This is a genomic window from Ramlibacter monticola, from assembly GCF_016722785.1.
In the GTDB taxonomy this organism is placed as follows: domain Bacteria; phylum Pseudomonadota; class Gammaproteobacteria; order Burkholderiales; family Burkholderiaceae_C; genus Ramlibacter; species Ramlibacter monticola.
The window spans coordinates 59,679-78,111 of record NZ_JAEQNE010000001.1; the positions used below are offsets into that span (position 1 = coordinate 59,679).

The 18,433-nt window shown below is 70.7% G+C and carries 20 protein-coding genes; 16 read left to right on the forward strand and 4 right to left on the reverse strand.

Annotation, left to right across the window (positions count from 1 at the left end; all coding sequences use genetic code 11):
- Nucleotides 1–46: 46 nt before the first annotated feature.
- Nucleotides 47–805 (reverse strand): FadR/GntR family transcriptional regulator, encoded by a 759-nt coding sequence (locus JJ685_RS00290; protein WP_201672183.1) that lies wholly within the window; start codon nucleotides 803–805, stop codon nucleotides 47–49.
- A 290-nt stretch (nucleotides 806–1,095) separates the two neighbouring features.
- Here JJ685_RS00290 and JJ685_RS00295 point away from each other — a divergent pair, with 290 nt between their 5' ends.
- The 14 genes from JJ685_RS00295 to JJ685_RS00360 all read left to right on the forward strand — a co-directional run bounded on the left by JJ685_RS00295 (nucleotide 1,096) and on the right by JJ685_RS00360 (nucleotide 14,684).
- A complete protein-coding gene (locus JJ685_RS00295) occupies nucleotides 1,096–2,454 on the forward strand; it encodes a lipase family protein (RefSeq protein ID WP_201672184.1) in 1,359 nt (452 codons plus the stop codon).
- A gap of 131 nt (nucleotides 2,455–2,585) precedes the next feature.
- The gene (gene atzF, locus JJ685_RS00300) at nucleotides 2,586–4,292 is read left to right on the forward strand and encodes an allophanate hydrolase (protein ID WP_201672185.1); all 1,707 of its coding nucleotides are present in this window, start codon (nucleotides 2,586–2,588) and stop codon (nucleotides 4,290–4,292) included.
- A 14-nt stretch (nucleotides 4,293–4,306) separates the two neighbouring features.
- Nucleotides 4,307–4,516 (forward strand): AtzG-like protein, encoded by a 210-nt coding sequence (locus tag JJ685_RS00305; protein ID WP_201672186.1) that lies wholly within the window; start codon nucleotides 4,307–4,309, stop codon nucleotides 4,514–4,516.
- Nucleotides 4,513–5,919, forward strand: a complete 1,407-nt coding sequence (locus JJ685_RS00310; protein ID WP_201672187.1) for an AtzE family amidohydrolase — start codon at nucleotides 4,513–4,515, stop codon at nucleotides 5,917–5,919. The genes JJ685_RS00305 and JJ685_RS00310 overlap by 4 nt, the downstream gene beginning before the upstream one ends.
- 3 nt (nucleotides 5,920–5,922) lie before the next feature.
- Nucleotides 5,923–6,306: an oxalurate catabolism protein HpxZ gene (gene hpxZ / locus JJ685_RS00315; RefSeq protein ID WP_201672188.1), complete on the forward strand. Its 384-nt coding sequence runs from the start codon at nucleotides 5,923–5,925 to the stop codon at nucleotides 6,304–6,306.
- 42 nt (nucleotides 6,307–6,348) lie between these two features.
- Nucleotides 6,349–7,455: a BMP family ABC transporter substrate-binding protein gene (locus tag JJ685_RS00320; RefSeq protein WP_201672189.1), complete on the forward strand. Its 1,107-nt coding sequence runs from the start codon at nucleotides 6,349–6,351 to the stop codon at nucleotides 7,453–7,455.
- 19 nt (nucleotides 7,456–7,474) lie between these two features.
- Entirely contained in the window at nucleotides 7,475–8,569 is a 1,095-nt protein-coding gene (locus JJ685_RS00325; protein ID WP_201672190.1) for an ABC transporter permease, read from the forward strand.
- The gene (locus JJ685_RS00330) at nucleotides 8,566–9,486 is read left to right on the forward strand and encodes an ABC transporter permease (RefSeq protein ID WP_201672191.1); all 921 of its coding nucleotides are present in this window, start codon (nucleotides 8,566–8,568) and stop codon (nucleotides 9,484–9,486) included. Before JJ685_RS00325 ends, JJ685_RS00330 begins: the two co-directional genes overlap by 4 nt.
- A 3-nt stretch (nucleotides 9,487–9,489) precedes the next feature.
- Nucleotides 9,490–10,533, forward strand: a complete 1,044-nt coding sequence (locus JJ685_RS00335; protein ID WP_201672192.1) for a formamidase — start codon at nucleotides 9,490–9,492, stop codon at nucleotides 10,531–10,533.
- Nucleotides 10,534–11,220 (forward strand): biuret amidohydrolase, encoded by a 687-nt coding sequence (biuH, locus tag JJ685_RS00340; protein ID WP_201672193.1) that lies wholly within the window; start codon nucleotides 10,534–10,536, stop codon nucleotides 11,218–11,220.
- Between the two features lie 8 nt (nucleotides 11,221–11,228).
- Nucleotides 11,229–12,821, forward strand: a complete 1,593-nt coding sequence (locus tag JJ685_RS00345) for an ABC transporter ATP-binding protein (protein ID WP_201673640.1) — start codon at nucleotides 11,229–11,231, stop codon at nucleotides 12,819–12,821.
- Nucleotides 12,818–13,495, forward strand: a complete 678-nt coding sequence (locus tag JJ685_RS00350; RefSeq protein ID WP_201672194.1) for a cysteine hydrolase family protein — start codon at nucleotides 12,818–12,820, stop codon at nucleotides 13,493–13,495. Before JJ685_RS00345 ends, JJ685_RS00350 begins: the two co-directional genes overlap by 4 nt.
- Nucleotides 13,488–14,228, forward strand: coding sequence for a GntR family transcriptional regulator (locus JJ685_RS00355; protein ID WP_201672195.1), 741 nt, complete (start codon nucleotides 13,488–13,490; stop codon nucleotides 14,226–14,228). Before JJ685_RS00350 ends, JJ685_RS00355 begins: the two co-directional genes overlap by 8 nt.
- A 165-nt stretch (nucleotides 14,229–14,393) precedes the next feature.
- Nucleotides 14,394–14,684 (forward strand): PepSY domain-containing protein, encoded by a 291-nt coding sequence (locus JJ685_RS00360; RefSeq protein ID WP_236598637.1) that lies wholly within the window; start codon nucleotides 14,394–14,396, stop codon nucleotides 14,682–14,684.
- Nucleotides 14,685–14,691: 7 nt separating this feature from the next.
- Here the strand turns inward: JJ685_RS00360 and JJ685_RS00365 are convergent, their stop codons facing one another.
- Nucleotides 14,692–15,276 carry a DUF4136 domain-containing protein gene (locus JJ685_RS00365; RefSeq protein WP_201672196.1) on the reverse strand — a complete coding sequence of 195 codons (585 nt, stop codon included), beginning with the start codon at nucleotides 15,274–15,276 and terminating at the stop codon, nucleotides 14,692–14,694.
- Between the two features lie 300 nt (nucleotides 15,277–15,576).
- On the opposite strand from JJ685_RS00365, the gene JJ685_RS00370 reads away from it, so the two are divergent.
- Nucleotides 15,577–16,026 (forward strand): cupin domain-containing protein, encoded by a 450-nt coding sequence (locus JJ685_RS00370; RefSeq protein WP_201672197.1) that lies wholly within the window; start codon nucleotides 15,577–15,579, stop codon nucleotides 16,024–16,026.
- A gap of 75 nt (nucleotides 16,027–16,101) precedes the next feature.
- Here the strand turns inward: JJ685_RS00370 and JJ685_RS00375 are convergent, their stop codons facing one another.
- Both JJ685_RS00375 and JJ685_RS00380 read right to left on the reverse strand, forming a co-directional pair.
- Nucleotides 16,102–16,557 carry a DoxX family protein gene (locus tag JJ685_RS00375; RefSeq protein WP_201672198.1) on the reverse strand — a complete coding sequence of 152 codons (456 nt, stop codon included), beginning with the start codon at nucleotides 16,555–16,557 and terminating at the stop codon, nucleotides 16,102–16,104.
- A gap of 29 nt (nucleotides 16,558–16,586) precedes the next feature.
- Nucleotides 16,587–17,219, reverse strand: a complete 633-nt coding sequence (locus JJ685_RS00380; RefSeq protein ID WP_201672199.1) for an NADPH-dependent F420 reductase — start codon at nucleotides 17,217–17,219, stop codon at nucleotides 16,587–16,589.
- Between the two features lie 125 nt (nucleotides 17,220–17,344).
- Here JJ685_RS00380 and JJ685_RS00385 point away from each other — a divergent pair, with 125 nt between their 5' ends.
- On the forward strand, nucleotides 17,345–18,244 hold the full coding sequence (locus JJ685_RS00385) for a LysR family transcriptional regulator (protein ID WP_201672200.1): 900 nt from the start codon (nucleotides 17,345–17,347) through the stop codon (nucleotides 18,242–18,244).
- Nucleotides 18,245–18,433: the final 189 nt, after the last annotated feature.

Consider the following 18,433-nt stretch of genomic DNA (forward strand, 5'->3'; position numbering starts at 1 on the left):
TTGATCGCGGCGTGCCACGAAGGCATCGGCGCGTGCACGTGGACGATCAGGACCAGGCGGTTGTGCCCGTCAGGCGCGGCGGATTGGCGGGGGTTCCGCCGTTGACGTTGGCCAATTCCCAACCTCGTTCCAGCGCCGCGCGCACGGTGTCGAGATGGAGTTTCATGGCGGCGCGGGCGCCTTCGGCGTCGCGCTTCTCGATGGCGTCGACAAGGCGGCGGTGCTCCTCGATGGCTTGTTCATGGCGCTCGAGGCTGTCGAAGTGCTCGTCGAGCTTGCGGAACATGGCACTGGAGCGGAAGTTCCAGAGCTGGTGGACCACGTGCACCAGGGCACTGTTGCCGCAGGCCTCTGCGATACGCAGGTGAAACAGCGCGTCGGCATCCAGGCCCGTCCCCCGGTCCTTGATCTCGTCGGCCATCATCTGCAGGGTTTCACGGATGCGGGCATGGTCCCGGGCGCTGCCGTCGCGGGCGGCCAGGGCGGCGGTTTCGCCCTCGATCAGGTAGCGCGCGGAGAGCACTTCGAAAGGCCCCGGCTCGCCGAGGGCCGCCGCCTGCGAGTTGGCGGCGGGCGCGGCGTTGACGAACACGCCCAAGCCGACACGGACGTCCACCAGTCCGTCGATCTCCAGCGCAATCAGCGCCTCGCGCACCGAGGCCCGGCTCACGTTGAACTGCTGGGAAAGGTCGCGCTCGGACGGGAGGCGGTCGCCGGGCTTGAACTCGCCGCGGCGCACCAGCTCGCCAAGTTGGTCGGCGATCTGGCGGTAGAGGCGCTTGGAACTGATGGCTTCAATGGGCATGGAGGCTGAGTGGCTAGGTGGTCAGGCCACCGGACCAAGCAGACTTTAGGGGTGGGGCGACATTTAGGCACGGGGGTTTACCCGCGCCGAGGTACCTCGGTGTGGAGGCAGGAAGTAAGACCGCCTGCCGCTTCCGAACTTGCCGGGAGGCCTGTGATCCCGTGCAGCGGCCCCACCAGGCGCGCATGACTGGTCCAGCAGACGAATGGTGTCCTGCGCCGCCCTCCCCTGATGCAGAGTCTCCCCAGTGTCAAGCGCTGCCGCCCGACGCGGCGCAAAAGGGGGACACCATGGGATGCAGTTCGATCCTGTACGCACTCCGCGCCGCGACCGTGCTGGCCGTCGCGCTCGGCAGTTTCGGTGCGGAAGCGCAGTTCCCGAACGCAGCGCGCGCGCCGGTGCAAGGCGGGAAGCTGCTGGAGCCCCCCGCGACGTTGCGGACGCTCGTCACGACCGCGATCGATGCCCGCACGGAACCCGCGCTGCGGCCGCTGACCGGGCGGGCGCGCTGCGACGTGCGCGTCGTCGCCCTGAACTATCGGACACGCGGCGTGTGGGGCGAAGCGTCGAATGCCTCCGCGGCGTTGCTGGTGCCGAGCGGCGCCTGTGCCCAGGACGAGCACCCGCTGATCGCCTACGGCAAGGCGACGGACGTGGAGAAGCTGCGCACGCTGGCCAATCCCGCCGATCCCGAGACCTTCGAGCTCATCGCGATGTTCGCCGCCCACGGCTACGCGGTCGTGGCCAGCGACTACCTGGGATTCGCCCGGTCCTCGTATGCTTTCCATCCCTTCCTCCACGCCGAATCGGAGGCGACCACCCTGGTCGACGCGATCCGGGCTGCGCGCCAGGCGATGGAGGCGCAGGGGGAAATCGCTCCCAGCCTGGTGCTGCTGGCCGGCTACTCGCAAGGCGGGCATGCATCGGCCGCGGCCCAGCGCCTGATCGAGCAACAGCCCAACGATGCCTTCGACGTGGTGGGCGCCGCCCACCTCGCTGCGCCGCTGAACCTCTCGGGCGCGATGCAGCTGGAGGAGCCCATCGTGGCCTACCAGTTCTTCACTCCCTATCTGCTCACCAGCTGGCAGAAGATCTACGGCAATCTCTACCAGGAGCCGATCGAGGCCTTCCGCCTGCCGTACGCCAGGACCATCGAGTCGCTGCTGCCGAATCCGACGCTGGGCTTCCAGACCCTGCTCACGACTGGAGCGCTGCCTGACGGCAGCCCCGCGCACGCGCGCAGAGCGCTGATGCAGCGCGACTACGTCATCGCGGTGCGCAACCAGCCCGGCCACCCGGCCCGGCGCAGCGCAAAGCGCAATGACATGCTGGACTGGGATCCCAGGGCCCCGACCCTTCTCTGCGCCGGCTCGGGCGATCCGGTCATCCCGCCGGCGGTCCATCAGGCGGTTGCCTTGGCGTCCTTCGCGCGCCGCGGCGCGACCAGCGTCACCGCGGTGGATGTCGATCCCCAGGTGCAGGCGACCTTCGGCCCCGGTGGTGTCGCCCCGCCGGCGCCGGGCTCCGACGGGTACGTCACCTACTACGCCAACTACCACTCCACGTACGCGCGGCCGTTCTGCGACGCGCAGGCGCGCGCTCATTTCAACCGGCTGCTCGAGATCGGCACGCAGGCGACGCTGAAGTAAGGCGACGCGGTTGCGGCCGGTGCGTCAAGACGCCGGCCTTTCGCCAGGGGGCGGCGGGTGCTCTTTTGCGGTGCCGGGCCTTGGCATGGCAAATGCGTCCGTGTCTTGCATACATGATGGGATGCTCCCGGATGGTGCAGACACCGCCCCCGCCCCGCACGGCAGAAGACGCCGCGTGGATCCTGCGCCTCGCGACGCCGATCTCCACGACGGCGCACGGCCCGCTCGCGGGTCTGCACTTCGCGGTCAAGGACAACATCGACGTCGCAGGGCTGCCCACCACCGCGGCCTGCCCGGGCTTCGGCTACCGGGCCGACGAACACGCAATGGTGGTGCAGCGGCTGCTTGATGCCGGTGCATCCGTCGCCGGCAAGACGAACATGGACCAGTTCGCCTGCGGACTCAACGGCACGCGCTCACCCTACGGTCCGGTGCCGAACGCGTTCGATGCCAGATATGTGTGCGGCGGGTCCAGTTCAGGATCGGCGTGGACCGTCGCGCGCGGGCAGGTCGACTTCGCGCTCGGCACCGACACCGCCGGCTCGGGCCGGGTACCGGCCGGCCTCAACAACATCGTCGGACTGAAACCTTCGAAAGGCCTGGTCAGCGCGCGCGGCGTGCTGCCCGCCGCACAGAGCGTCGACTGCGTGTCGATCTTCGCGCCCACCGTTGCGCTCGCCGCCCGCGTGCGGCACGCGGCCATGGGCCACGACTGCGCCGACCCGTACTCCCGCCGGCTGCGGCTGGAACGCTCGCCCTACCCGCAGCGCTTCCGTTTCGGCGTGCCGGACGAACTGGTCTTCTTCGGCGACGAGCTCGCCCGGGCGGCCTTCGCCGACGCGGTCGCCCGCTTGCGCGAGCTGGGTGGCACGCCCGTGACGATCGACTACCGGCCCCTGCGCGAGGCGGCCTCGCTGCTGTACGACAGCGCGCTGGTGGCGGAGCGCTATGCGGCGGTGCGCGCCTTCTTCGACGGCCACGCGGACGAGGTCGTCGAGCCGGTGCGCGGCATCCTCGCCTCCGGGTCCGGGTATGCGGCGTGGGAACTCTGCGAGGCGCAGACACGCCTGCGCGCCCTCGCGCAGCGCGCAGACGCGATGTGGGAGCACATCGACCTGCTCGTCGTGCCGACCGCGCCGACGCACTACACCATCGCGCAGATGCACGCGGACCCCGTCGCGCTGAACCGCAATCTCGGGGCCTACACCAACTTCGTCAACCTGCTGGACTACGCGGCCCTGTCGGTTCCGAGCACCCTGCGCGCGGATGGCCTGCCCTTCGGCATCACGCTGATCGGCCGGAGCGGCAGCGACCTGCAGCTCGCCGAGCTGGGCCAGCGCTACCACCACGCCACGGGGCTGCCGCAGGGGGCCACCGACCTGCCGCTGCCCGCGCCCGCTGCCATCCCGGGCCTGGCCGTCCCCGCCACCGTGAAGCTCGCCGTGGTCGGCGCGCATCTCTCGGGCATGGCGCTGAACCCGCAGCTCACCGAGCGCGGCGCCCGCCTGCTGGCACGCACCGAGACCGCGCCCGACTACCGCCTGTTCGCCCTGCCCGGCACCACGCCGCCGAAACCGGGGCTGCTGCGCATCGACCCCGGCATGGGCCACCGCATCGCCGTCGAGGTGTGGGAGATGCCGATGGAGCAGTACGGGTCCTTCGTCGCGCTGGTGCCGCCGCCCCTGGCTATCGCCACGCTGCGCCTGGCCGACGGCAGCGCAGTGCAGGGCTTCGTGTGCGAAGCGTTCTCCATCCTCGACGCCCGCGACATCTCGCATTTCGGTGGCTGGCGCGCCTATCTCGCTTTGCAGCGTTCGGACGCCGTGCCGGCCTTCTAGCCAGGAGAGCCCCCATGGAAGAAACCGAAGTCCTCCAGTACGTGCAGGCAGCCGCCCTCGCGATGGGCCTGCACCTCGATCCGGCCCGTGCGCAGGCAGTCGCCCGGCATTTCGGCCGCACGTCCGCCCTGGCCCGCCTGCTGGAAACGGCACCGCTCGCCGCTGCCGACGAACTGGCCGAGATCTACCGGCCGGCGCCCTTCCCCGCGGAGGACGCGCCATGAAGACGCTGGAAGTCCTGCGCACCATCGCCTCGGGCGAGCGCAGCGCCCGCGACGTATGCGAAGACGCGCTGGCGCGCATCGAGGCCAGCGACGCCTGCGTCAACGCCTTCACGGAACGCACCGCGGCCCGGGCCCGCGCCGAGGCCGATGCCGTCGACGCGCGCCGGGCCCGCGGCGAACTGCTGCCGCCGCTGGCGGGCCTGCCGTACGCGGTGAAGAACCTGTACGACATCGAAGGGCTCACGACGCTGGCCGGCTCGGTCATCAACCGCGACCAGCCGCCGGCCGCCGCCGATGCGGTGCTGGTGCAGCGACTGGCGGCCGCCGGGGCGGTGCTGCTGGGCGCGCTCAACATGGACGAATACGCCTACGGCTTCACGACCGAGAACACGCATTACGGTCCCACCCGCAACCCGCACGATCCGGCACGCACCGCCGGCGGTTCGTCGGGCGGTTCGGGCGCGGCCATCGCGGCGGGACAGGTGCCGCTCGCGCTCGGCTCCGACACCAACGGATCGATCCGCGTGCCGGCCTCCCTGTGCGGCGTGTGGGGCCTGAAGCCCACCTTCGGGCGCCTCTCGCGGCGCGGCAGCTATCCCTTCGTCCACAGCCTCGACCATCTCGGGCCGCTGGCCGACACCGTCGAAGGGCTGGCCCTGGCCTATGACGCGATGCAGGGCGGCGACCCGCTCGATCCCGGCTGCCACGCGCTGCGCGTGCAAGCGGCGATGCCGACCCTTTCGCTCGGCATGATCGGCCTGCGGGTCGGCCTGTTGGGCGGCTACTTCCGCCTCAATGCGTCACCGGCGGCGCGTGCCGCTGCCGCGCTCGCGGCGCAGACGCTGGGGGCGAGCGACGAAGTCGAGTGGCCCGACGCCGCCCTCGGCCGTGCCGCCGCCTTCATCATCACCGCCAGCGAGGCCGGCAGCCTGCACCTGCAGGACCTGCGCACGCGGGCGCAGGACTTCGAGCCCCTGGTGGTGGACCGTTTCATCTCCGGCCTCCTGCAGCCGGCCGACTGGTACCTGCGCGCCCAGCGCTTCCGTCGCGTCTATCGGGACCGCGTCAACGCCCTGTTCCGCGACTGGGACGTGCTGGTCGCCCCCGCCACGCCGGTGAGCGCGCCGGCGATCGGCACCGAGTGGCTGGATCTCAACGGCACGCGCCAGCCCGCCCGCCCCGCCATGGGCCTGCTCACGCAGCCGGTTTCCTTTGCCGGCTGCCCTGTGGCGGCCGCACCGCTGTGGCCCGAAGGCACCGGGGGGCTGCCGATCGGCGTGCAGCTGATCGCAGCGCCGTGGAGGGAGGACCTGTGCCTGCGCGCAGCCCGGGCGCTGCAGGACAGCGGGGTGGCGCATTTGCGCTCCCCCACCCCGGCCCTCCCCCAGCGGGGAAGGGAGTAAGGCGTGGAGATCAACATCCCGGAAGTGGTCGCGGAGGTCGGCGCGCAGTTCGCGCGCTACGAGGCCGCGCTCACCGGCAACGACGTCGCCGTGCTCGACGAGCTGTTCTGGAACAGCCCGCACACCCTGCGCTACGGCGTCACCGAGAACCTATACGGCTACGACGCCATCGCGCAATTCCGCAGCGCCCGGTCCGCCCAGGGGCTCGCGCGCGAGCTGCTGCGGACCGTGATCACGAGCTACGGCCGCGATTTCGCCACCGCCCACACCGAGTTCCGCCGCGCCGGCAGCGACCGGACCGGCCGGCAGAGCCAGACCTGGATGCGCACGCCGCAAGGCTGGCGCGTCGTCGCGGCGCACGTGAGCCTGCTCGCGCCCCCCGCCTGATCCTCGCAGTCGCCCGTGCCTCTTCCTTTCAAGGAGCTCTCCATGAACCAGCGCTTCAACCGCCGCGACACGCTCAAGTCGCTCGCCGCCCTGTCCGCGTTCGGCGCCGCCCCGCTCGCCTTCGCGCAGAAGCCGCTCACCATCGGCGTGATCTACGTCGGCCCGCGCGACGACTACGGCTACAACCAGGCGCAGGCCGAGGCCGCCGCGGCGCTGAAGAAGATGGCCGGCATCAAGGTCGTCGAGGAAGAGAACGTGCCCGAGACCGTCGCCGTGCAGAAGACCATGGCCGGCATGATCGCGCAGGACGGCGCGACCCTGCTGTTCCCGACCTCCTTCGGCTATTTCGACCCGCACGTGCTCGCGGTCGCGCCCAAGTTCGCCGACGTCCGCTTCGCCCACTGCGGCGGCCTCTGGGCCGAGGGCAAGCACCCGAAGAACGCGGCCAGCTACTTCGGCTACATCGACGAGTGCCAGTACCTCAACGGCGTGGTCGCCGGCCACATGACGAAGGGCAACAAGCTCGGGTTCATCGCCGCCAAGCCGATCCCGCAGGTGCTGCGCAACATCAACGCCTTCACGCTCGGCGCGCGCTCGGTCAAGCCGAACGTCACCACGCAGGTGATCTTCACCGGCGACTGGGCGCTTCCGGTCAAGGAGGCCGAAGCCACCAACAGCCTGGCCGACCAGGGCGTGGACGTGTTCACCATGCACGTGGACGGACCGAAGGTGGTGGTCGAGACCGCGGCCAGGCGCGGCAAGATGGTCTGCGGCTACCACGCCAGCCAGGCGAAGCTGGCGCCGCAGGCCTATCTCACCGGCGCGGAGTGGAACTGGATCACGGCCTATACCGCCTTTCTCGAGGCGGCACGCAGCGGCAAGCCGCACCCGAACTTCGTCCGCGGCGGGCTGAAGGAAGGCTTCGTCAAGATGTCGTCCTACGGCCCCGCCGTGACCGACGCGGCGAAGAAGCAGGCCGACACGATCAAGGCCCAGATGGTGGCGGGGAGCTTCGACATCTTCAAGGGCCCCCTGAAGGACAACAAGGGCGCCACCGTGATCCCGGCGGGCACGACCCACAAGCAGCGCGACATCGAACTCGAGAAGATGAACTACCTGGTCGAAGGCGTGATCGGCAACGCGGCGTAGGCCCGGGGACCGGCCTGCCATGCGCGCACTCTTCAGGGAAGCCCTGCTGCCCGTGGCCGCCATTGCCGCGGCGCTCGCGCTGTTCGGCGTGTTCGTGTCGTTCGCCGGCGCGAGTCCGGTGGAGGTCTGGCGGATCCTGTTCCAGGGCGCGTTCGGCGACTGGTTCTCCTGGCAGAACACGCTGCAGCGCGCCGCGCCGCTGATGCTCACCGCCCTGTGCGTCGCCATCCCGGCCCGCGCGGGGCTCACGGTGATCGGCGGCGAAGGCGCGCTGGTGCTGGGCGGGCTGGCCGCGGCGGCGCTGGCGCAGGCGCTGCCGCTCGCCGGCTGGCCCGGCAGCGTCGCGGTGTGCCTGGCCGGCGCGCTGGCCGGCGGCGCCTGGATCATGCTGGCCGGCTGGTTGCGCCAGTGGCGCGGGGTCAACGAGACCATCAGCAGCCTGCTGCTCGCATATGTGGCGATCGGCCTGTTCAAGCACCTCGTGGAGGGGCCGCTGCGCGATCCGTCCAGCCTGAACAAGCCGTCGACCCACGCCCTCGCCGAGAGCCTGCGCATCGGCGGCATCGCCGGGTCGGACGTGCACTGGGGGCTGGTGCTGGGCCTGCTGGCCTGCATCGCGGCCGCCCTCTGGCTGCGCTGGACACCTTCGGGCTTCTCGGTGCGGGTGGTGGGCGGCAACCTGCGCGCCGCCCAGCTCGTGGGACTGCCCGCGACCCGGCTGATCCTGCTGGCCTGCGCCTGCGGCGGCGCCGCGGCCGGCCTCGCGGGCGCGGTGGAAGTGGCGGCGGTGCACACCAGCGCCAACGCCTCGCTCATCGCAGGCTACGGTTACGCGGGCATCCTGGTGTCCTTCATTGCGCGCCACCACCCGCTGGCCGTCGTGCCGGTGGCGATCCTGTTCGGCGGCTTCGCCGCGGCGGGCAGCCTGCTGCAGCGGCGGCTCGGGCTGCCGGACGCCTCGGTGCTCGTGCTGCAAGGCATCGCCTTCGTGCTGATCCTGGCCAGCGAGGCGCTGCGCGGGACGGACTGGAAGGCGCTGCTGGCGCGCCTGTGGCGCTTCGGCCCGTCCGAGCCGCTGACGCTGCTGGTGGCCGAAACGAAGGAAACCCAATGAACGCGGACCAGCTGCAGGGCCTCACGGCGGCCATCCTCGGCGGCGCCCTGCGGGTGGGCGCGCCCTTCCTCTTCGTCAGCCTGGGCGAATGCATCACCGAGAAGGCCGGCCGCATCAACCTGGGGCTGGAAGGCGTACTGGTGCTGTCGGCGATGGCGGCCTTCGGCGGCGCCTACCTGAGCGGGTCGGTGTGGACGGGCGTCCTGGTGGCGATGCTCGCGGGGGCCGCGCTCGCCGCCCTGCACGGCCTGCTCTGCTCGCTGCCGCGCGTGAACGACGTCGCCACCGGCATCGCCCTGATGCTGCTCGGGACGGGGCTGGCCTTCTACCTGGGCAAGCCGCTGATCCAGCCGCAGGCGCCGCAGCTGCCGCCGATCGAATTGGGCACCTGGAGCAGCACACCGGCCGTGCGCGCCGCCTTGCAGATCAATCCGCTGGTGCCGCTCGGCGTGCTGCTGGCGGGCGCGCTCTGGTGGGGCTTCGCCAACACGCGCGCCGGCCTGCTGGTGCGCATGGCGGGCGACTCGGCCGACGCGGCGCGCGCGCTCGGCTACCCGGTGCCGGCCATCCGCATCGCGGCCACCGCGGCGGGCGGCCTGGTCGCCGGCCTGGGAGGCGCCTGCCTGACGCTGTTCTATCCGGGCAGCTGGAACGAAGGCATCTCCAGCGGCCAGGGGCTGATCGCGGTGGCGCTGGTGATCTTCGCCCGCTGGAGTCCCCTGCGCTGCGTCGGCGCGGCACTCCTGTTCGGCGGCGCCGGCGCCCTCGGACCGGCCCTGCAGTCGATCGGCATCGGCTGGGGCTATCACCTCTTCAACATCGTGCCCTATGTGCTGACGCTGCTGATCCTGGTCCTGAGCTGCCGGCCGGGCCGGCTGGCGGCCGGCAGCCCGGGCGAACTTTCCTCGGCGAGGTAGGCAATGAGCGGACTGGGCGGACTGAACAAGGCGAAGAACGGCGTGGTCCTGGGACTGGTGCAGCTGCAGCTGCCGGGGGTCGCCACCAAGGCGGGCCTGGCGGCGCAGGCGGCGCGCATCTGCGAGCTGGTCGGCAAGGCACGACGCAACCTGCCCACCATGGACCTGGTCGTGTTCCCCGAGTACTCGCTGCACGGGCTCTCCATGGACACCAGCGCGGAAATCATGTGCACGCTGGACGGCCCGGAGGTCGCGGCGTTCCGCGAGGCCTGCCGCGAGAACCGCATCTGGGGCTGCTTCTCCATCATGGAGGCGAACCCCGCAGGCAACCCGTACAACAGCGGCCTCGTCATCGACGACACCGGAGCGATCAAGCTGTACTACCGCAAGCTGCATCCATGGGTGCCGGTGGAACCCTGGGAGCCGGGCAACCTGGGCGTGCCGGTCTGCGAAGGGCCGAACGGCAGCAAGCTCGCGCTGATCATCTGCCACGACGGCATGTTCCCGGAGATGGCGCGCGAGGCGGCGTACAAGGGCGCCGAGATCATCCTGCGCGCCGCCGGCTACACCGCGCCGATCCGCCACGCCTGGAGGATCAGCAACCAGGCCAACGCCTTCGGCAACCTCGCGTACACGGCCAGCGTGTGCATGTGCGGCAGCGACGGCACCTTCGACAGCATGGGCGAAGGCATGTTCTGCAACTTCGACGGCACCGTGCTGGTGGAAGGCGGCGGCCGCGCGGACGAGATCATCACCTGCGAGCTGCGGCCCGACCTGGTGCGCGAGGCGCGCAGCGGCTGGGGCGTGGAGAACAACCTCTACCAGCTGTACCACCGCGGCTACGTCGCGGTGCAGGGCGGCGCCCAGGACTGCCCCTACACCTACATGCACGACATGGCGGCGGGGCGCTACCGGCTGCCCTGGAAGGTGGAGGTCACGGACGGGACGTCCTGCGGCTTCGCGCCGCCGACGCGCGCCTATGCCGGGCCGCAGCGGAATCCGGTGATGGAGGTCGAGGCCCCCGTTGCGCTGAAGAAGGTGGCCTGAATGGAACGCTTCATCGACGCCAACCCCTATCCCTGGCCCTTCAACGGCGACCTCAGGGCTGCCAACACTGCCCTGCTCGTGATCGACATGCAGACGGACTTCTGCGGGCCCGGCGGCTACGTGGACAAGATGGGCTACGACATCTCGCTCACGCGCGCGCCGATCGCGCCGCTGCGCAAGCTGATGGCCGCCATGCGCGCGCGGGGCCACCCCGTGCTGCACACGCGCGAGGGCCATCGCGCCGACCTGTCGGACCTGCCGGCCAACAAGCGCTGGCGCTCGCGCCGCAGCGGCACCGACGGCGTCGGCATCGGCGATCCCGGCCCCTGCGGCCGCATCCTGGTGCGCGGCGAGCCCGGCTGGCAGATCATTCCCGAGCTCGCGCCCCTGCCCGGCGAGACGGTGATCGACAAGCCGGGCAAGGGCTGCTTCTACGCCACCGACCTCGAACTGATCCTGCACACGCGCGGCATCCGCAACCTGGTGCTCGCCGGCATCACCACCGACGTCTGTGTGCACACGACCCTGCGCGAAGCCAACGACCGCGGCTTCGAATGCCTGCTGCTGTCCGACTGCACGGCCGCCACCGACCGCGGCAACCACGAGGCGGCGCTGAAGATGATCACGATGCAGGGCGGCGTGTTCGGCGTCCACGCCCCGTCGGCGGCCGTGCTGGAGGCGCTGTGAGCGCAGCGATGGCGCTGGAGACCTACCAGCTCACCAAGCGCTTCGGCAGCTTCACCGCGCTGGACCAGGTCACGTTGAAGGTGGCGCCGGGCACCGTCCACGCGCTGCTCGGGGAGAACGGCGCCGGCAAGAGCACACTGGTGAAGTGCATCGCCGGCTTCCATCGCGCGGAGGCGGGCAGCATCCTGGTCGACGCTCGCGAGCAGGAGGTCCCGAACCCGGTCGCCGCGCGCGCGCTGGGCATCGGCATGGTGTACCAGCACTTCACCCTGGCCCCCGGCATGACCGTGGCGGAGAACCTGCTGCTGGCAGGCGGCCAGGTGCCGCACGTGATCGACTGGAAGCGCAAGCGCGACGAGCTGAACGCGTTCCTGGCCTCCACGCCGTTCCGCCTCGACCTCGACGCGCGACCGCAGGAACTCGCCGCCGGCGAGAAGCAGAAGCTGGAACTGCTCAAGCAGCTGTACCTGCAGCCCCGCCTGTTGATCCTGGACGAGCCCACCTCGGTGCTGACGCCGCAGGAGGCCGACGAGGTGCTCGGCCACGTGCGCGAGCTGGCGCGGGCCGGCCGCTGCACCGTGCTGCTGATCACGCACAAGTTCCGCGAGGTGATGGCGCACGCCGACGACGTGACGGTGCTGCGGCGCGGCCACGCCGTCCAGCACTGCGCCGTCCGGGCGACCGACCCGGCCCGGCTCGCGCAGGCCATGGTGGGCGATGCCGGCGCGGCTGCCAGCGAACAGGCGCCGCGGCACGCGCGCCCTGCCCCGGGCGCGGTGCCGGCAACTGTGCCGGCACTCGAACTGGAAAGCCTGCAGGTCATGGGCGACCGCGGCACGCTCGCCGTGCGCGGGCTCTCCCTGCAACTGCGCTCCGGCGAGATCCTGGGCATCGCCGGCGTCTCGGGCAACGGCCAGCGCGAGCTGGTGGAAGCGCTGGTCGGCCAGCGCGCCCGGGCGGCGGGCTCCGTGCGCGTGCTGGGCGAAGCCTACGGCTCGCGCCGCGCCGAGAACCACCGGCTGAAGGTGCGCAGCCTGCCGGAGGAGCCGCTGCGCAATGGCTGCGTCGGCGACCTCAGCGTGGCCGAGAACATGGCGCTGCGCGACTTCGACCGCGCGCCGCTCACGGCCGGCGGACGCCTGTGCTTCGGCCAATGGCGCAGCCGGGCGCGCGAATGGATCGCGGTCTACGGAATCAAGACCCGGGGCGAGGACGCGCCGATCCGCAGCCTGTCCGGCGGCAACGTGCAGCGCGCCGTGCTCGCGCGCGAACTGGCCGGGCAGATCAACGTCCTGGTCGCCGCCAACCCGGTGTTCGGGCTGGACTTCGCCGCCGTGCGGGAAATCCATGACCGCCTCCGCGCCGTGCGCGACCAGGGCGGCGCGGTGCTCCTGGTCAGCGAAGACCTCGACGAACTGCTGGAGCTGGCCGACCGCATCGTGGTGATGAGCGAGGGCCGGCTGGTCTACGCCACCGAGGCCGCGGCGGCGGACCGGCAGGTCCTCGGCGCGCACATGGGCGGCGGCCACCACGAGGAGACCGAAACACCTCCGGCTCTCCATGCGGCGACCGCGCTCCCGCGGGACGAGGTCGCCGCATGATCGCCGTCGACGCGCAACCCTTCGCGTTCCCGTTCGATCCGGCGCGCGCCGCGCTCGTCATCATCGACATGCAGCGCGACTTCATCGAGCCGGGTGGCTTCGGCGAGGCTTTGGGCAACGACGTGCGCCGGCTGGAGGCGATCGTGCCGGCGTGCCAGCGCGTGCTGGGGGCGTGGCGCGCCCGGGGCGGGCTCGTCGTGCACACGCGCGAGTCGCACGCGAGCGACCTCTCCGATTGCCCTCCGGCCAAGCGCCTGCGCGGACAGCCGGCCCTGCGCATCGGCGACCGGGGGCCGATGGGGCGCATCCTGGTCCGCGGCGAACCGGGCAACGCGATCATCCCGGAGCTCGCGCCGCGCGCGGGCGAGGTGGTGCTGGACAAGCCCGGCAAGGGTGCCTTCCACGCCACCTCGCTCGACTCGCGCCTGCGCGAGCGGGACATCGCGCAGCTGGTATTCATGGGCGTGACGACGGAGGTGTGCGTGCAGACCACCATGCGCGAGGCCAACGACCGCGGCTACGAAGGCCTGCTGCTGGAAGACTGCACCGAGAGCTACTTCCCGCCCTTCAAGGCGGCGACGCTGGAGATGGTGCGCGCGCAGGGCGCGATCGTCGGCTGGACCGCCACGAGCGGAGCGCTGCTGGAGGCGTTGCGCACGGTCGCGCATGGCTGAAGCGCTCGGCCCCGTGGCGCACCGGAGTTCCGCCGGCGCACGGCGGCCCCATGTGCACCGCTCGCGCGCGGAGGACGTGTACGAGCAGGTGAAGCAGGACGTGGCCGCGTTCCGGCTGGTGCCCGGCGACCGCTTCACCGAAAACGAGCTGTGCGACCGGCTCGGCGTCAGCCGCACGCCGGTGCGGCAGGCGCTGTTCCGCCTGAAGCAGGAAGGCGTGGTGGAAGTGCAGTTCCGCAGCGGCTGGCGCGTCCTGCCCTTCGACTTCGAACGCTTCGACCAGCTGTACGACCTACGCATGGTCCTGGAAACGACCGCCGTGCACCGCCTGTGCGCCGACGATCGCCGGGTGGACCGCCCCCTGCTGGAAGGCCTGGCGGCCCGCTGGCTGGTGCCGGCCGGTGCCCGCAGCGGCGACGCGGTGCAGCTGGCGCAGTGGGACGAGGAGTTCCACTGCACCCTCGTCGCCGCGGCCGGCAATCCCGAGATGGCCCGGGTGCACCGCGAGGTGACCGACCGCATCCGGGTCGTGCGCCGGCTCGACTTCACCAGGCAGGCCCGCATCGAGCACACGTACGAGGAGCACGGCAAGATCCTGACGGCGGTCCGCCTGCGGCGCGGCGACCAGGCGGCGCTGCTGCTGTCGGCCCACATCGCGACCAGCCAGGCCGAGGTCCGCAAGATCACGCTGCACCAGGTCTACCTCGCGCGCGCCGGCGCGCCGGGCCGGTAGCTCGCCGATTTCCGGGAGGACATCGCCGTCAGCCCTGCTGCGCTGGCGCGGGCCCGGCCGGGCGGCCTTCCATGGCGCTGTGGCTCAGGAATGGCCGGATCGGCGTTTCCGGGAGACCGTTCCTCGTTCGTTCAGGTGGGAGCTCCTATGCTGGAGCGGAACATCATGAAAGGAACCCTCATGCGCCATGGAGATGCGCCGCTGCCGAGGCAGCACCGCGCCGTGACTCTGGGCATTCTGCTTCTCGGCCTGCTATCCCTGCTGCCGCCGGCCTGGGCGGGAGTGGACCGCGATCAAGCGGCCTCGATCGCCCACCATCTGGCTCCCGGTCGGGTGCTGGCGGTCGAGCAAGGCCTGCATGTGGACAATACCGTGGTCTGGCGGATCAAGGTGCTCTCCACCGCAGGCGACGTCCGCCTCATCGTGATCGACGCTGAAACCGGGCGGTCCCGCTAGAACGGCTTCAGTACCCGACCGGCCCCGCCAGCGGCACCAGCCGCATGCCGGGCGGCACGTTCTGGAAGTCGCGCAGCGCCACCTCCAGCAGGATCGCGGCGTTCGCACCCGAGTTGCTGCTGGCCTGCGACTGGAACACCACCTGCCCGTTGGCGACGTCGCGCAGGAGCACGTCCACGCGCTGCGACGGATACACGGCGGTGCCGCCGATCGGAAAGTTCAAGCCGATTCCCACGCTGCCACCGCCCCAGCTGCTGCCGCCGATGCCCACGCCCACGGAGGGGAAGCCCCAAGCTGGCCCGTACGCCACGGCGTCCTGGCTGACCGTCACCTGAATGGCCAGGCGCGGATTCGCCTCGTCGCGCCGCAGCCCAGCGCGTGCGAGCACCGCATCCGCGACACCTTCCAGCATCGCCTGATCGGGGCGGGCGGCCTGAGAGGGCAGGCGCTCGTGGCGATAGGGCGTTCCGGGCGGCAGCTGCGCCGGAAGGGTGAATACCTGCACGGTCGCACTCGGTGGCGGAGCCGCACAGGCAGCCAGCATCGCGGCCATCGAGAGACCGAGCAAGCGGCGGCGGCGCAAACGGTTCATAGCCCATCCTCCCGCGGGGCGCGGGGCTTGGTGCGGGACGCAGCCGCGGTGAAGCGGCTACGCAGCTGAAAAGCCTGTGCCACAGCAATTGGCGCTCGGAAGCCTCAGGCATCTCAACCAGATGCCCTGTCGGGAGCCTACCCGTTCCGCGTGGGGCGCGCCATAGACCCGGGGGCGCTCAGGGCATCTGCAAACGAAATACGCGGACTCGCCTAGCATGCCGATCGGCCTGGACGCCCTGCCGGCGGGGTCCTCGTCGGCGCATCGATCACGGCCAGGTTGACGACTCGGAGGCAGAGCATGAAATGCGTTCTGGTTTTCGCACTCGCGGCGCCCTTCATTGCGCTTGCCGATCCTGACCCCGCAGCCATGACGCTCACCCGGGAGGCGGATATCAGGTGGGTTGAGAACCCGCTTGTGCCGGGACTCCGATCGGCTGTGCTTTACGGCAGTCCACCGAAGCCAGGGCCCTACGTCATCCGTGTGCGTTTCCCCCCAGGAACATTCAGTCCACCCCACTTCCATGCCGAAGACAGGCAGATCGTCGTGATCAAGGGCACATGGTGGGTTGGTTCGGGGGCGAAGTGGGACCGCGATTCGACGACCCCCGTCTCGGCGGGCAGCTTCGTGATCCACCATGCAAACCAGATTCACTATGACGGGGCCAAGGACGAAGAAGTCATCGTTCAAATCACCGGCGTAGGAACGAACGCGACGACCTTGGTCGACGAATCGGGGAAACCCAAATGAAGCGTTTCCTCGGCCCGGGCCCCACGGCGAGCGTGGGTGCACCGTGCGAGGCGAACAGGCTGGGCAGGCGGGCCATCAGCGGGCTCCAGCGGGCCGCGGCGTGAGCGCCTGGTCCACCGAGTAACCGCCAGCGCCGCTGAACAGCAGCGCGACCGAGGCCGCGAACAGCGCGAGGGCGTATTCGTAGCCGCCCTTGTCGGCGAAGAAGCCCTTGCCGATGTGGACGCCGAAGATGGCGATCAGCATGGCGGCGGCGAGCGCCGCGGCCGCCGGGCGCACGAGCAGGCCGAACACCAGCGCGAGTCCACCGAAGAATTCGACCAGGCCGGCCAGCAGCGCCATCAGGTAGCCGGGGTTCAGGCCGATCGAGCCGAAGAACTGGCCGGTGCCTTCGAGGCCGTAGCCGCCGAACCAGCCGAACAGCTTCTGCGCGCCGTGCGCGGCGAAGATGATGCCGACCGGTACGCGCAGCGCCAGGGCGCCAGGGCCCGCACCGGTGGCCAGCACGCGTTGGAAGAAAGACGTGTTCATGGAAGTCTCCTGCGATGTGTTTCGGGGGGTCAGGCCTTGCGGATCCAGACGGGGGCGATGCTCGTGCCCTGCCCGGCGCCGTAGCCGAGGTAGATGTTCAGTCCGGCCACCGGCTCGAGGTAGCGCGCGTTCTTCAGCGGCCCGGCGTCGACCACGTGGAAGCCGATGCTCTCTGCGATCGCGCCCGCCGTCTGCTTGGCACGCTCGCTGTCGCTGGCCACGAACACGTCGGCCTTGCGGCCGTTGCCGAAGTCCGCGCCTTCCGCGAGGACCTGGGCGAACACGGTGTTGAAGGCCTTCACGAGCTCGGCGCCGGGCACCGCCTTCGCGATCTCTTCCGCCGCGGACGTGCCGTGGCCCAGGGTCAGGCCCATGTAGTCGGCCGTCAGCGGGTTGGTGATGTCGATGACGACCTTGCCGGCCAGATTGCCCGCACCGCGCAGCGCAGCCGCCGCCTCGGGGTAGCCAGTGGCCAGGACGACGGCATCGGCGCCTTCGGCCGCGCCGGCGGCGCGGACCGCACGGGCGCCCGGGTTCGCCGCCGCGACCTGTTCCGCCTTGGCGGCGTCGCGCGCCGTGACGCTGACCTGGTGGCCCGCGCGGGTGAGTTGCTTGACGAAGGCCGAGCCCATGTTGCCGGCGCCGATGACAGTGATCTTCATGAGAGGTTCTCCTGGTGGGTGGAGCAGCGCTTGGCTGCGATGGAGACAACTCTAAAGTTGCGAACACAATAGATAAACCCGTCGACACCGGTTACTTAGTGCCGGATTTCGGGATAATCCACCCCATGGACCGATTCGAGGAAATGCGCGCCTTCGCCGCGGTCGTCGACGCCGGCAGCTTCGTGCGCGCGGCCGAGGCACTGCGGTTGTCCAAGACGGCCGTGTCGCGCCTGGTGAGCGACCTGGAGGCGCGCCTGGGCGTGCGGCTGCTGCATCGCACTACGCGCAAGCTCTCGCTCACGGTCGAAGGCGAGGTGTTCCACGCCCGCTGCAAGGAGTTGCTGTCGAACGTGGAGGAAGCGGAGGCCGAGGTCACCGCACGGGCCGACGAGGCCGTCGGACAGCTGAGGCTCAACGTGCCGGTCAGCTTCGGCCTGCTGCACCTGGCCCCCTTGTGGCCCGCCTTCATGCAGCAGCATCCGCAGGTGGATCTGGACGTCACGCTGTCGGACCGCGTCGTCGACCTCGTCGACGAGGGCTATGACCTGGCGGTTCGCATCGCGCAGCTGGCCAGTTCGTCGCTGGTGAGCCGCAAGCTCGCATCGACCCGCATGGTGCTGTGCGCATCGCCCGAGTACCTGCGGCGCCACGGCACGCCTGCGCACCCTTCGGAGATCGCCGCGCACACCGTCTTCGCCTACACGCTGCTGGCAATGGGCGAGCAATGGGCCTTCGAGGGGCCCGAGGGCCCCGTCAGCGTGAAGGTCGCGCCGCGCATGCGGACCAACAGCGGCGACACCTGCGTGGCCGCCGCGTTGCAGCACCAGGGCATCGTGCTGCAGCCCTCGTTCATGGTGGGCCACCACCTGCGCGCCGGCACGCTCGTGGAGGTGCTGCCGCCGTACCGGTCCCGCGAGCTGGGGATCTACGCCGTGTATGCCAGCCGCAAGCACCTCACGCCCAAGGTGCGCGTGCTGATCGATTTCCTGCTGGAGGCCTTCCGCATCCAGGCGTGGGGCGATTGATCCGACGCGCGGGTCGGCACCGCGGGGACACTCGTCACGCACTCCTTTTCGCGGGGCACTTCGTGCTTCGCCCATGACGAGGGCGAGGCGGGCAAGAACCGCCTTCGGTGCGATCCGCTAGATAGGGCGGACCGTGTCCTCCCACCTCGGAGAAGGCTGCGACCGGGTGGCGCTGCCTGCCTTCTCCTT